Source organism: Xenorhabdus anantnagensis (genome assembly GCF_028598555.1).
Lineage (GTDB): Bacteria > Pseudomonadota > Gammaproteobacteria > Enterobacterales > Enterobacteriaceae > Xenorhabdus > Xenorhabdus anantnagensis.
Genome location: NZ_JAQRFN010000010.1, coordinates 120,571 through 133,044, shown reverse-complemented (window position 1 = coordinate 133,044; position 12,474 = coordinate 120,571). Strand labels below are relative to the sequence as shown.

13 protein-coding genes are annotated in these 12,474 nt (G+C 42.5%); 8 read left to right on the top strand and 5 right to left on the bottom strand.

The window, feature by feature from the left end; all coding sequences use genetic code 11:
* Positions 1–29: 29 nt before the first annotated feature.
* From bamE to nadK, 3 genes are all read right to left on the bottom strand, one after another.
* Entirely contained in the window at positions 30–374 is a 345-nt protein-coding gene (bamE, locus tag PSI14_RS10065; RefSeq protein WP_273575769.1) for an outer membrane protein assembly factor BamE, read from the bottom strand.
* A gap of 112 nt (positions 375–486) precedes the next feature.
* Entirely contained in the window at positions 487–2,160 is a 1,674-nt protein-coding gene (recN, locus tag PSI14_RS10060; protein WP_273575768.1) for a DNA repair protein RecN, read from the bottom strand.
* 134 nt (positions 2,161–2,294) lie between these two features.
* On the bottom strand, positions 2,295–3,173 hold the full coding sequence (nadK, locus tag PSI14_RS10055) for an NAD(+) kinase (RefSeq protein WP_273575767.1): 879 nt from the start codon (positions 3,171–3,173) through the stop codon (positions 2,295–2,297).
* A gap of 124 nt (positions 3,174–3,297) precedes the next feature.
* On the opposite strand from nadK, the gene grpE reads away from it, so the two are divergent.
* Positions 3,298–3,879: a nucleotide exchange factor GrpE gene (gene grpE, locus PSI14_RS10050; protein ID WP_273575766.1), complete on the top strand. Its 582-nt coding sequence runs from the start codon at positions 3,298–3,300 to the stop codon at positions 3,877–3,879.
* Between the two features lie 94 nt (positions 3,880–3,973).
* Here grpE and ung read toward each other — a convergent pair whose 3' ends face one another.
* On the bottom strand, positions 3,974–4,663 hold the full coding sequence (gene ung / locus PSI14_RS10045; protein WP_273575765.1) for a uracil-DNA glycosylase: 690 nt from the start codon (positions 4,661–4,663) through the stop codon (positions 3,974–3,976).
* 332 nt (positions 4,664–4,995) lie between these two features.
* On the opposite strand from ung, the gene grcA reads away from it, so the two are divergent.
* Both grcA and PSI14_RS10035 read left to right on the top strand, forming a co-directional pair.
* Positions 4,996–5,379: an autonomous glycyl radical cofactor GrcA gene (gene grcA, locus PSI14_RS10040; RefSeq protein ID WP_273575764.1), complete on the top strand. Its 384-nt coding sequence runs from the start codon at positions 4,996–4,998 to the stop codon at positions 5,377–5,379.
* Between the two features lie 221 nt (positions 5,380–5,600).
* The gene (locus PSI14_RS10035; protein ID WP_273575763.1) at positions 5,601–6,698 is read left to right on the top strand and encodes a Tle-like phospholipase domain-containing protein; all 1,098 of its coding nucleotides are present in this window, start codon (positions 5,601–5,603) and stop codon (positions 6,696–6,698) included.
* A 126-nt stretch (positions 6,699–6,824) separates the two neighbouring features.
* Here the strand turns inward: PSI14_RS10035 and srmB are convergent, their stop codons facing one another.
* Positions 6,825–8,171, bottom strand: coding sequence for an ATP-dependent RNA helicase SrmB (gene srmB / locus PSI14_RS10030; protein WP_273575796.1), 1,347 nt, complete (start codon positions 8,169–8,171; stop codon positions 6,825–6,827).
* Between the two features lie 143 nt (positions 8,172–8,314).
* On the opposite strand from srmB, the gene trmN reads away from it, so the two are divergent.
* The 5 genes from trmN (at position 8,315) to rseC (ending at position 12,282) form a co-directional block, all read left to right on the top strand.
* Entirely contained in the window at positions 8,315–9,097 is a 783-nt protein-coding gene (trmN, locus tag PSI14_RS10025; RefSeq protein WP_273575762.1) for a tRNA(1)(Val) (adenine(37)-N(6))-methyltransferase TrmN, read from the top strand.
* 419 nt (positions 9,098–9,516) lie between these two features.
* Entirely contained in the window at positions 9,517–10,092 is a 576-nt protein-coding gene (rpoE, locus tag PSI14_RS10020; RefSeq protein WP_273575761.1) for an RNA polymerase sigma factor RpoE, read from the top strand.
* 32 nt (positions 10,093–10,124) lie between these two features.
* Positions 10,125–10,769, top strand: coding sequence for an anti-sigma-E factor RseA (rseA, locus tag PSI14_RS10015; protein ID WP_273575760.1), 645 nt, complete (start codon positions 10,125–10,127; stop codon positions 10,767–10,769).
* Between the two features lie 89 nt (positions 10,770–10,858).
* The gene (gene rseB / locus PSI14_RS10010; RefSeq protein WP_273575759.1) at positions 10,859–11,818 is read left to right on the top strand and encodes a sigma-E factor regulatory protein RseB; all 960 of its coding nucleotides are present in this window, start codon (positions 10,859–10,861) and stop codon (positions 11,816–11,818) included.
* The gene (gene rseC / locus PSI14_RS10005) at positions 11,818–12,282 is read left to right on the top strand and encodes a SoxR-reducing system protein RseC (RefSeq protein WP_273575758.1); all 465 of its coding nucleotides are present in this window, start codon (positions 11,818–11,820) and stop codon (positions 12,280–12,282) included. Before rseB ends, rseC begins: the two co-directional genes overlap by 1 nt.
* Positions 12,283–12,474: the final 192 nt, after the last annotated feature.

The window sequence follows — 12,474 nt, the reverse complement described above, 5'->3', positions numbered from 1 at the left end:
TAAACTGGCGAATAAATAAAATACACACTTCACTGATTCTTTGGCAGTGACTTTTCATTCTTGATATCAGTTAGCACACCTTTGCTATCAAAGGTAAGTGTCAGGGTTTCCTGAGTTACTTTTCCATGGCCTAGTTGTTGGCGGAATACGTAATACCAAGTTTGACTCCCAAATGGATCAGTCAGCATTGGTGTTCCCAAAGTGTAAGAGACTTGCTGCTGAGTCATTCCTTTCTGGATTTTTGATACCGCAGCCGGCGTAAGGTAGTTCCCTTGATTAATATCAGGACGATAAACAACTCGCTCAAACATGGAGCAACCCGCAGTCAGCATAACAAGTGATACAGTAGCGGCAGTCAATAATTTACAGCGCATAGTAATTACATTCCTTTAGGAGTTAGGCCGTCGATAATAATAAACAATGAAGAGATTGAAAACCTCTACGCATTTACCTATGACTGCAATTATACAAGAAAGTTGTATTAATTTATGCCGCTAGCAGCTCTTTTGCGTTAGCCAGAGTATTTTTTGTAACTTCACTTCCCGCCAGAAGCCGCGCCAGTTCTTGGAGTCGTGCTTTTTTATCCAATAATTGCATTTGGGTTTCTGTTTCTTCCCCATCTGTTTGCTTGCTGACATAAAAGTGCTGATGTCCACATCCTGCGACTTGAGGTAAGTGGGTGACGCACATAACTTGGGTCGATTCCCCCAATTCACGCAACAAGCGCCCAACGATCGCAGCTGTTGGGCCGCTGATGCCTACATCAACTTCATCGAAAATGAGCGCAGGTGTTTCCATTTTTTTCGCTGTAATGACTTGAATCGCCAGTGCAATACGGGAAAGTTCACCACCTGATGCCACTTTTGCCAGCGGTTGGTGAGGCTGGCCGGGGTTGGTTGTTACATTGAACTCGACTTTGCTGGCTCCGTCGATATTTAAATGTTCCGGTTCAAAAGTAATATCAATGGTGAAGCGACCATGAGGCATAGAAAGCTGGTGCATGCTGTTTGTTATCAACTGGCTCAATTCTACGGCATATTTCTGGCGAATATGGTGCAATTTTTCCGCCACCGTCAGGGCTTTTTGATAGTGGAGGCTGACAAGTTCACTCAGGTGGGCGCAATCATCTTCCTGCTGGGATAATTGATGCTGTTCTTCCAACAACTGTTGATGTAATGCAGGCAACTCTTCTGGTGTAACATGATGCTTACGAGCCATGTTGATTTGCTGGGAGATTTTCTGTTCCAGTTCAAATAAACGATTAGGATCTAGCTCCAGTTGGTCGCTGTAATGGCGTAACTCGTCACTAGCTTCATTGATTTGAATCGCAGCTTCTTCCAGCATGTTAAGCAGGCCACTGAGCTTATGATCCATGCTGGCAAGCTCAGTCAGTTCACTTCGTGCATAGCTGAGAAGGCTGGTAATATTCTGTTCGTCGTTATCACTTAAAAGCTGGAGAATGTTTTGGCTGACGGACAAGAATTGCCCACAGTTTGCCAGCCTCTTGTATTCGTTGTCCTGTTCTTGATAATCACCTGATTGCGGTGACAGTTCGTTCAGTTCTTTCAGGTGATATTCCAACAATTGCTGACGTGAGCGACGCTCAAGCGCTTGTTGTTGAAATTGGGAGAAAGCCTGACAGCTTTGACGCCATTGTTGGTAAGCCAGCTTCATTTCATGCTGAAGTTCAAAATCGCTCGTATAAATATCCAGTAAGCGCCTTTGATGGCGATTTTCTAACAACAATTGATGGGCATGTTGGCCGTGGATTTGGATCAGATGTGAACCCAATTCACGTAATTGAGAAAGAGGCACGGCAGTGCCATTGATAAAACCGCGAGAGCGCCCATCTGCGGTGATTGTACGACGCAGCAGGCACTCATTATCATCATCAAAGCTTCCATCAAGCTGGTGGTTTACAAGCCATTTGCGGGCAGAAGGAGCATCAGTCAGTGAAAAACGAGCACAAAGATCGGTGCGTGGAGCACCTGGACGAACCATGTTGGCTTCGCCGCGATTGCCAAGACATAAACCTAACGCATCAATCGCGATGGATTTACCGGCTCCGGTTTCACCTGTAATTGCTGTCATTCCTGAGCGGAAATCGATTTCAAGTTCACGAACGATAGCAAAATTACTGATGGTCAATTGAGTCAGCATCGTGCTCCTCCTTCTTTTTGCTGTATATAAAAACCGCCACTATATAAGAACACGTTCCTGTGCATAAAAACATGTCTGTGCTTCCATACAGTATAAACTGGTTTTTTATACAGTAAAGTAGGGCAGCTTCGTTTTTAAAACATTTTTTTCGACCAACCCAATTTTGTGCTCAGTGTATTGAAGTAGTTGTAATCTTTTGGATGAATTAAGTGCAGATTATAGTCACTACGTTTGATGATCACTTCTTCACCATCTTGGATTGGCAGGACTATCTGGCTGTCACAACTGACTTCGTAGTCACTGTTATTTTGGGCAAACTTCAGGCGAATGCTGCTTTCACTGCTGATAACAAGAGGACGTGCTGAGAGAGTATGCGGAAACATCGGTACCAGCACGATCGCATTCAAGTTCGGGGTTAATATCGGCCCGCCAGCAGATAATGAATAGGCTGTGGAGCCAGTAGGTGTTGCTATGATCAAACCATCTGAACGTTGTGAAAAAGCAAAGCGATCATCAATATACACTTCAAACTCAATCATATGGGCAACTTTCCCTGGATGTAGTACGACTTCATTTAATGCCGTGCTACGTCGGGATTTATATCCTGTTTTTGTAACTTGTGCTTCAAGCAGAAAACGTTTTTCATCTCGATATTCGCCATCCAGAACTTCGGATAGCTGTTGTAAAGCATTATCAGGATCTAAATCTGTTAGAAAGCCTAAATTACCTCGGTTGATGCCAATGACTTTGATGTCATAACGTGATAATACTCTGGCTGCACCGAGCATATTGCCATCACCACCGACAACAATCACAAGATCGGCAGTTTTACCGATTTCTGTCAACCCTCCAACCTGAGCGTCTTTTAAACCAATGTCTTTTGCGACCTGTCTATCCACAATGACGCAATAGCCTTTAGATACCAGCCAGTGATACAGCATTTCATGGGTGGCCAGCGCTTCAGGGTGACGTGGACGGCCGACAATACCGATGCATTTGAATTCATTATTCATTGCTGTTATTTCCTTCAGCATATGGTTTTGCCCTCACAATATGATGTGTTCCCTTGAATCCCGCGTTTTGATCCCCATAATAAGCGAGAATGGCGAAGATAATACAAAATACGCGGAGATATTCATGAGTAGTAAAGACCAAAAAGCACCTGACGAGCAAGTCTCAGAAAATACAGAAAATGTATTAGAGCAACAAATGAATGCAGAACAGGCAGACGCGCCAGAGACTGAAAACATTGTTGACCCGCGTGTTGCTGAGTTGGAAGAACAACTGAAGCAGGCTCAGGTTAACGAGCGTGATGCGATGTTGCGTGCGCGTGCTGAAGTGGAAAACATTCGTCGTCGTACTGAGCTGGATGTAGAAAAGGCACATAAATTTGCATTGGAAAAATTTGCTAATGAACTTCTGCCAGTTATCGACAATCTGGAACGTGCATTAGAAGCGGTTGATCGCACTAATGAAACGCTGCTGTCAATGGTTGAAGGAATTGAACTGACTCTGAAATCTTTTATTGATGCAGTGGGTAAGTTTGGTGTTGAAGTAGTCGGTGACACCAATGTACCTTTCAATCCAGAAGTGCATCAGGCGATGACCATGATGGAATCTGATCAGCATGAACCTAATCAAGTTATGTTGGTGATGCAGAAAGGCTATACCTTGAATGGTCGTTTGCTGCGTCCTGCAATGGTTGCCGTTTCTAAATAAAATCACAGTATCCTTGTGATGTAATGCCGCCACTTATAAGGCGGCATTTTTGTAAGTAGAAATTAGTTATTGAGATAATGCTATTAAGATAATGTTATTGGGGCAATAGAGGCGTCCAATCTATCGGAGACAACCCTTGAGTTTCCAACAGCGTATTGGCCTGTGAAAAATGTTTACAGCCTAAAAATCCACGATGAGCAGACAAAGGGGAAGGATGCGGTGCTTTTAATACATGATGGCGCTGGGTATCAATAAAACGACCTTTTTTCTGGGCATGAGACCCCCAAAGCAAGAAAATAACTCCGCTGCGATGTTCATTGATTGCTGCAATAACTTTGTCAGTAAATGTTTCCCATCCCAAATTAGCGTGGGAATGTGCGTTACCGCGCTCAACGGTTAGCACGGTATTGAGCAACAATACCCCCTGTTTTGCCCAGCTGATCAAACAACCGTGATTGGGGCGAGTAAATCCAGCAATGTCTGATTCCAGTTCTTTGTACATATTAACAAGAGAAGGGGGTGCAGGAATGCCCGGTTGTACAGAGAAAGCCAGACCGTGGGCTTGATTCGGTCCGTGGTAAGGATCTTGTCCCAAAATCACCACTTTTACATCAGCTAATTCGGTATAGCGGAATGCGTTGAAAACATCTTGCTGAGGCGGATAAATAGTTTTTCCAGCCTGACGTTCGTTGGCAACATAAGACAATGTATCAACAAAATAAGGCTGCTTTTTTTCATTGCCGATGACATCGTGCCATGTGAGAGGTGTGGATGGTGCGGACATAGCCAATCCCTTTCTAGATGATTATCAGATAAGTCTAAGCTTACCGATTCCCTAGGAATAGGGAAACCCTCTGAACTCAATCCGTACTTAACGCCTAGAATGAAAATCTGTTTTTATAAGTTTTTTTGAAAAAACACAAAAAAATATTATCACATCCTTATATAAAAGACGATTAAAAACAAATGGTTATGTATTTATTGTTAATAACCTTACAAAGTTAGTTGATTTCTATCAAAGAATATTCTCATTTGTGCTGGTATACAGGAAATTAAGAACGATGGTTGATTAAATAATGGTTTGACTAAATAACCAAGATGAAGTTGGAGGTATAAATGATTACTGGGATTCAAATTACCCAATCTGACAATGCTGCATTGATGAATTCTTTTTGGCTGTTGGATGATGAAAAAAATGAAGCGCGTTGTATCTGTACCAAAGCGGATTACGATGAAGGCCAGATTGTTGCCAAAGAGGAATTGGGGCAGTTTGAATATCGTGAGATTCAGCTGGAAGTCAAACCAACGGTGCGTGTTGAAGGTGGGCAACATCTGAATGTTAATGTCTTGCGTCGTGAAACCTTGGAAGACGCGGTAAAACATCCCGAGAAATACCCTCAGCTCACTATTCGTGTATCTGGTTATGCTGTACGTTTTAACTCATTGACCCCAGAACAGCAGCGTGATGTTATTGCGCGTACTTTTACAGAAAGCCTGTAACTTTTATATCAAGTAAAAAGCGTATCAAGTAAAAAGCGTATCAAGTAAAAAGCGTATCAAGCAAAAAGTTTAAAGGGAGAATTAATACTCCCTTTTTTAATATGGAATTATGTTTTGTTAATTAAAAATTAAATTTGTTCTTAATTTGTTAAATATTCTGCCGATAGAGAATTTGGGTTTTTTAAACTATTCCAAACCTGAATAATCTGTAGGAGAATTTTATGGCCTTATCAATTAACACCAGTTTTCTCAGCGAATTAGGGACTTACCCATTACAAGGGAATTCTCTGCAACCTCAAACTAATTCTCCAGTCCGGTCACCACCAGACAAAGCTGATCACATTTCTTCTTCAAGCATTTCACTTTCAGAAAACACTAAACAGGCTAATGCGCTCTATCAATCACTGATTAATAATTTAAATTCGAGTGCAATGGCGGCACCCGGATTGAAAGCCAATGATATTGCTGGAAAACATTCTCAACTGATCGATTATTCTCTGACACTGGTCACCCGTGATGTTTATCGGGAGACCAGTTTAGGGATTGGCGGTTATGTGCGTCTGTCTGATGATGATTTATCGAAAGTAGGTATTGACCCTGAAACGTTGAATGATTATTCAACAGGGTTTCAAGCCGGGGTATACCAAAATAATGGGTTATATATTGTTTCTTTCACAGGTTCGAATGAATTAAAAGATTTCATGGTAAGCATTCGTCAGGGGCTTGGCTATGATGAAAAACAATATAATCAAGCGTTGGAACTAGCACATAAGGCATTAAAAATCTTCGGGGAAAATGTCATTTTCACGGGGCATTCATTGGGAGGCGGATTGGCAACAGTGGCTGCATTAGCAACAGGGAAGCCTGCTGTTATTTATAATGCGGCTGGTGTTTCAGATGAGACATTGAAACGTATGGGGGTATCACCTGAAGTTGCGCATGAATTGGCAGATAATGGTTTGATACGGCACTATGCCGTCCAGCACGATTGGTTGAATATCTTGCAGAAGAAATTGCCCGTCCCTCAACCGATGGGAAATACCATAGAACTCGAATATGAATATGAACTGGATAGCATCTGGGATGTTTTACCTCATCGATATGGATTGCATTCATTTAAGGCTCACTTTTTGGAAGCTGTTCTGGAATTAATGACAGACCAAAAGCCTTGGTTGAATAATCACGATACTATGCTGGCGTCAGCCGATAGTGCCGATGAAAATGAAGAGGATGGTGAGAATATAATTTCCTTGCGATCATTGGCAATGAGTATGGGTGATTCTGCAATTAGGGAGCAATTTGAAGCGGTTTATCAGTAAATTGCATCACAGCAGCATGAGCAGAATTACACTGTATGATGTTTTGAATGTGTTATTTTAAAGTAAATCATGAATGAATTGGAGGCGAAGCCATTGAATGACTTCGCCCATATTCTATTCTGACAATTAATCGTTAGTGGATTCAGTGACTTCTGGCTTGGAATTCCCTGAAGGAGTACGGCGTTTACCGATATTTTTACTGTCGCGATGACGAACTTTCACGCGGCTGTTCTTGCTCTTTGTATCTTCTGTTTTTTTCTTCTCTTTGCGTTTTGCCAACACTTTTTTGGATGGCTTATAGCTTTTTTTCTCACTTGGCGCTTTGGTTTGCGGACGAAGTTCATCAACGACCCGCATTTTCAAAGGTTCTTTGAGATAACGGCTGATTTTGCCCAAAAGAGGATAGTCGTGTGCCTCAATCAGAGCAATGGCTGTTCCCTTGCGGCCTGCACGAGCAGTACGGCCAATCCGGTGCAGGTAAACATCTGCGGTACGGGGTAAATCAAAGTTAAAAACGTGGCTGACGTTTTCGATATCCAATCCACGGGAAGCAACATCGGTTGCGACCAGAATGTTGACTTTGCCATCATTCAGGCGTTTCACGGCATCTGTACGCTTGGCTTGTACCATTTCGCCCTCAAGGAAACTAGCCTGAATACCTGCTTGACTCAGCCAATCAACAAGTTCACGTACACGTTCTCGTTTGCGTACGAAAACAATCGATTTGGTAACGTCAGGTTGCTGGAGAAGCTGACACAGCAAAGCTGTTTTATGCTCTAACGTATCAGCACGATAATAAAATTGCTGAATTTTTTTACGTTCACGACGAGAAGGTTCAGCATCGATTTCAACAGGATCAGTTAACAGACGCTCGGCAAAATCACGGATGGATTCGCCTTCCAGGGTTGCAGAGAATAATAATGTTTGTTTGCGCCAGCGAGTTTCACCCGCAATAGTTTCGACATCATTGGCGAATCCCATATCCAGCATACGGTCAGCTTCATCAAGGATCAGTGTTTCCACTGCACGGCAGTCGAAATTTTCTTCTTTGATGTATTGCAGCAAACGCCCTGTCGTTGCGACAACAATATCCTGATTCTCACTGAATACTTCCGCGTGATTCATATAGGCAACACCACCCGTTATTGTGGCAATGTCCAAGTGTGTGTGTGCCGCAAATTCTTTTGCTTGCTCTGCAACTTGCATTGCCAACTCACGGGTTGGAGTCAAAATCAGGATACGTGGAGGCCCCGATTTTTTGCGGGGGAAATCCAGTAAATGTTGTAGTGCCGGCAATAGATAAGCGGCGGTTTTACCTGTGCCGGTTGGCGCTGAGCCTAGTACATCGCGTCCATCCATAGCAGCAGGAATGGCAGCCTCTTGAATGGCAGTCGGGCGTTCGTAGCCTTTTTCATTCAGTGCATCAAGCAGGGATTCATCAAGTTCGAATTCGGAAAAATTTGTTGCAGTCATCATATACCTCTGTTTGGGCCGCCGATTATAAACAGGTTGGGCGCATTCTTCATCCTATAAAAACATCCGATGAGCAGGTTGCTTTTATCCTTCGGCCATAAGATTTATGCTATGACAAATTTTAATTTCAGCAGATATATGTTATGGCATCGATACAGAAACCCGCTTTTCGCCGTGGTGGTTTTACATTTAAACAGTTTTTTGTTGGACATGATAAATGTGCGATGAAAGTCGGGACGGATGGTGTATTGTTGGGAGCCTGGGCGCCAGTATATAACAGGAAAAGATGTCTGGATATCGGATGTGGCAGCGGTTTGATTGCCTTGATGGTAGCTCAGCGTACAAAAGGAGATATCATTATCGATGCGGTGGAACTGGATGTTCTTGCTGCAACGCAGGCAGTTGATAATATGCAGCAATCACCGTGGCCTTCCCGAATTACAGTACATCAGCAGGATATTCATGATTTCATGCGACGGCATGTGCAACAAAATGAGTTAGCACAAAATGAATTACGTGAAATGAGCTCCCAATACGATTTGATTGTTAGCAATCCACCCTATTTTGAGCCTGCTATTGCATGTCGAAACGAAGCACGCAATCAGGCCCGCTATACATCATCATTGACACATCAGGGATTATTGGAATGTGTGCAAGCATTGATTACACCGACAGGGTTATTTTGTCTGGTACTGCCTTATGAGATTGGTGAGCAATTTGAAAACATGGCGTCAGATTTGGGATGGTTTACCCATTTCCGAGTTAATGTTCGTGATAGGCAGGATAAGCCATTGCATCGCCTATTGCTGGGGTTATCCCTGCAAGAACAGGAAGTGCAAGTGAGTGAATTAACTATTCGCTCCTTGGATGGCGCATATTCAGACGAATTCCGTCAGTTAATAACAGATTTTTATCTTTATTATTGATAATGTTAGCACTATTGAGATGATGAATCGGATTTTTCGGTACAATAGAATAAGGATTTTCTTTTTCTCAGATTAAAATCACGTACCCTGTTGAAATAGAGACTATGATTTGTACTAGGTATCCAATAGATTCCAGTAGATTGTATATCTCATATTGTATGTTTCATATTGTGCACTTCGTATTGTGTACTTCAACGCGACGTTGAGTAAATATCATGAAAAATTATTTCATTTATAATCAGTGGCATACAGTAAATGCAATACGAGAATAACAGGTGGTTGTAATATAAAATTACAACTAAAGTTGAACTTCACAGTGAACTGATACTCAAAGCCATGCTTGTTCGGGAAATCAGAACATCATATTGGTTTATTTTAAGTATAAATGTGGAGTTTTACCTCAGGAGAGTGAACCTCGGATGAGCGAGCAGTTAACGGATCAAATGCTGATTGAACAGGTCCAGAAGGGTGACCAAAAAGCATTTAATTTGCTGGTGATGAGATATCAGCACAAAGTAGCGAGCCTGATTGCTCGTTACGTACCTCAAGGCGATGTACCTGATGTCGCTCAAGAGGTTTTCATTAAGACCTATCGGGCACTCCCTTCTTTCCGGGGAGAGAGTGCTTTTTATACATGGCTGTACCGTATTGCCGTTAACACTGCGAAAAATTATTTAGTTGCTCAGGGACGTCGCCCACCATCCAATGATCTGGATGCCAACGACGCAGAAAATTATGATACATCAAGTTCATTAAAAGAAATTTCGAACCCTGAGAACTTAATGTTGTCTGAAGAATTAAAGGAAGTGGTTTTCCGCACTATTGAATCGCTCCCGGAAGATTTGAGGATAGCGATTACATTGAGGGAGTTGGATGGGTTGAGCTATGAAGAAATAGCCGACATCATGGAATGCCCTGTAGGCACTGTACGTTCACGAATTTTCCGGGCAAGGGAAGCCATTGATAATAAAGTTCAACCACTGATCCAACAGTAGTGGGACAAAACAATATTTAAGGGTACTTTGGCATGCAAAGAGAGAAACTTTCCGCATTAATGGATGGAGAAGCTCTTGATAGTGAAGCAGTTCATTTGGTCTCTGAAGATGCGATCATGCAGAAACAGTGGGAAAGATATCATCTTGTACGTGATGTGCTGCGCGGTGATGTGGGGGATGTATTACATTTGGATATTGCGAGTCGAGTAGCGTTGGCTCTTGAAAAAGAACCCGTTCACATTAATCCAGCGGCTGTTCCTGAATCTCAGCCAAAGCCCGAAACATGGGCGAACATGCCATTCTGGAACAAAATCCGCACATGGAAGAGCCAAATTACACAAATTGGTGTTGCTGCTTGTGTATCCCTGAGCGTGATTATCGGCGTCCAGCACTATAATAACGATAGTCGTTCTGAAACAGAGAACCAATTTGAGGCACCGGCTTTTAATACATTGCCTGTGATGGGTACAACTTCAACAGTTGGTTTAGCAACTCCAGCCGAAGAAGAAACTTTCGGTAGTGATTTGAATATGCAAGTGCGTGAAAGTAATAAACGAATTGATGCGATGTTGCAACAATATGAACTCGACCGCCGCATTCACTTTGAAAAAAATCGTGATGTCACACAGGCTAATCAGCCTCTTGGAGAGCAAGTATCACCACAATCACAGCAATAGTTAACAGTGATAATTAGTTAACAGTGATAGTTAGTTAACAGTGATAGTTCACAATAAATAGTCCACAACAATGGTTCACGATAACAGTAATGAAACGTATTTGGCTTTTCGTTTTTTTATTATCAAGTAGCCTGATTAATCCTCTAAGAGCCTCAGCGCAGCAAAGCAGCGCTGAGGCTTTGTTGCAGGATATGAGTAAGGCAGTACAGACGCTGGATTATGAGCTTGGTTTCATCAACTTGGAGCGGCGATTCCTCGTACCCTTGCGCTACCGTCATGCCATTATTGACGGGCAGGCTATTGCCCAAATCATACAAATGGATGGTTCACGTAGGGAAATTATCCAGCGTGGTAATCAAATCAGTTATTACGAGCCGGGGCTGGATTCATTTAGTATCCGTGGCACTCATATTGTTGACTATCTTCCACCGATTATCTTCGCTGATTTTGCACAATTGCAGAAATTTTATCGCTTCATTGATGCGGGAAGTACGCACGTTGGTGACCATCCCGTGAGTTTTGTACGCATCATCTCGAAAGATGAATCCCGCTATAACTATAATCTTCTGATTGATGATAAAAATCACCTTCCCCTGCTGATAGACCTATTGGATAGGGATAATACAACAGTCATCGAGCAATTCCGTGTTGTGTCATCAGCCGTGAATGACCATATTAAAACGGAGTTAAGCGCGATTACAGATTTGAAATTACCTCCTATGTTACTTATCCCACCTTCTGATAAGTTGACGTTTAATTGGCTGGTTGGAGGAATGCCTGATGGCTTCAAAGAAATTTTTCGTAACAGCCGGAAGCTATCAGAGACAGAATGGTTACAATCCATCATGTATAGTGATGGATTGTTTAATTTTTCTGTAAATGTCATGAATTCAAATAAAAAGGTGGTTGATAAACAACTATTTCGACAAGGCAGGAGAACGGTTTATACTCTGGCCAGAGGTAAAAATAGTATAACCGTCATTGGTGAACTGCCTTTCGCAACAGCCGAAAAAATTGCAGCAAACGTGACGTTTACAGGAGAAAACTGATGGTTAAAGAATGGGCAACTGTTGTCCGTTGGCAAAAAGGCCGTGCATTATTACGCTACGGTTCATCTTCAGGTTGCGGCAGTTGTCAGGCTAAAGCAGCCTGTGGCTCTTATTTACTGGAGAAAATAGGGCCAGAAAGCATCCATCAGTTAGAACTGGAGATCCCTCAACCACTTCAACCGGGTCAGAAAGTTGAAGTCGGTATTCCTGAAAGCAGCCTGCTGCGTTCAGCCATGTTGGTTTATCTGACACCGTTATTGGGACTGTTTTTGGGAGCCGCTCTTTTCCAATTTTGGACGACTGATCAATTATGGATATGTTTAGGAGGAATGGGCGGTGGGGTCACTGGTTTTTCCATTGCTCGCAAGATTGCTGCGTATTGGGATAATCTGCAAACGTACCAGCCTGTAGTGTTGCAAATTGGTTTACCTCCTGATGCGGTTAAGGTGCTACAGCAAGAATAATCTGTTTTACCATACGTGTTTCAACTTTATTTATCATACTGAAAACTACTGGGTCATACTGAAAACCACAGGCATGACTAGGTTTTCACTGGTTTGGCATGTAGAATACGGCTCCTCAGGCCAGTGGCCGAACCAATAAATTGTCGCTTTATGTCCATCAGTGTGTCCATAGGCGAATGATTCAGAAATATT

Coding starts and splice junctions, on each gene's coding strand:
- bamE (WP_273575769.1), bottom strand. CDS start 374: ATGCGCTGTAAATTATTGACTGCCGCTACTGTATCACTTGTTATGCTG.
- recN (WP_273575768.1), bottom strand. CDS start 2,160: ATGCTGACTCAATTGACCATCAGTAATTTTGCTATCGTTCGTGAACTT.
- nadK (WP_273575767.1), bottom strand. CDS start 3,173: ATGAATAATGAATTCAAATGCATCGGTATTGTCGGCCGTCCACGTCAC.
- grpE (WP_273575766.1), top strand. CDS start 3,298: ATGAGTAGTAAAGACCAAAAAGCACCTGACGAGCAAGTCTCAGAAAAT.
- ung (WP_273575765.1), bottom strand. CDS start 4,663: ATGTCCGCACCATCCACACCTCTCACATGGCACGATGTCATCGGCAAT.
- grcA (WP_273575764.1), top strand. CDS start 4,996: ATGATTACTGGGATTCAAATTACCCAATCTGACAATGCTGCATTGATG.
- PSI14_RS10035 (WP_273575763.1), top strand. CDS start 5,601: ATGGCCTTATCAATTAACACCAGTTTTCTCAGCGAATTAGGGACTTAC.
- srmB (WP_273575796.1), bottom strand. CDS start 8,171: ATGACTGCAACAAATTTTTCCGAATTCGAACTTGATGAATCCCTGCTT.
- trmN (WP_273575762.1), top strand. CDS start 8,315: ATGGCATCGATACAGAAACCCGCTTTTCGCCGTGGTGGTTTTACATTT.
- rpoE (WP_273575761.1), top strand. CDS start 9,517: ATGAGCGAGCAGTTAACGGATCAAATGCTGATTGAACAGGTCCAGAAG.
- rseA (WP_273575760.1), top strand. CDS start 10,125: ATGCAAAGAGAGAAACTTTCCGCATTAATGGATGGAGAAGCTCTTGAT.
- rseB (WP_273575759.1), top strand. CDS start 10,859: ATGAAACGTATTTGGCTTTTCGTTTTTTTATTATCAAGTAGCCTGATT.
- rseC (WP_273575758.1), top strand. CDS start 11,818: ATGGTTAAAGAATGGGCAACTGTTGTCCGTTGGCAAAAAGGCCGTGCA.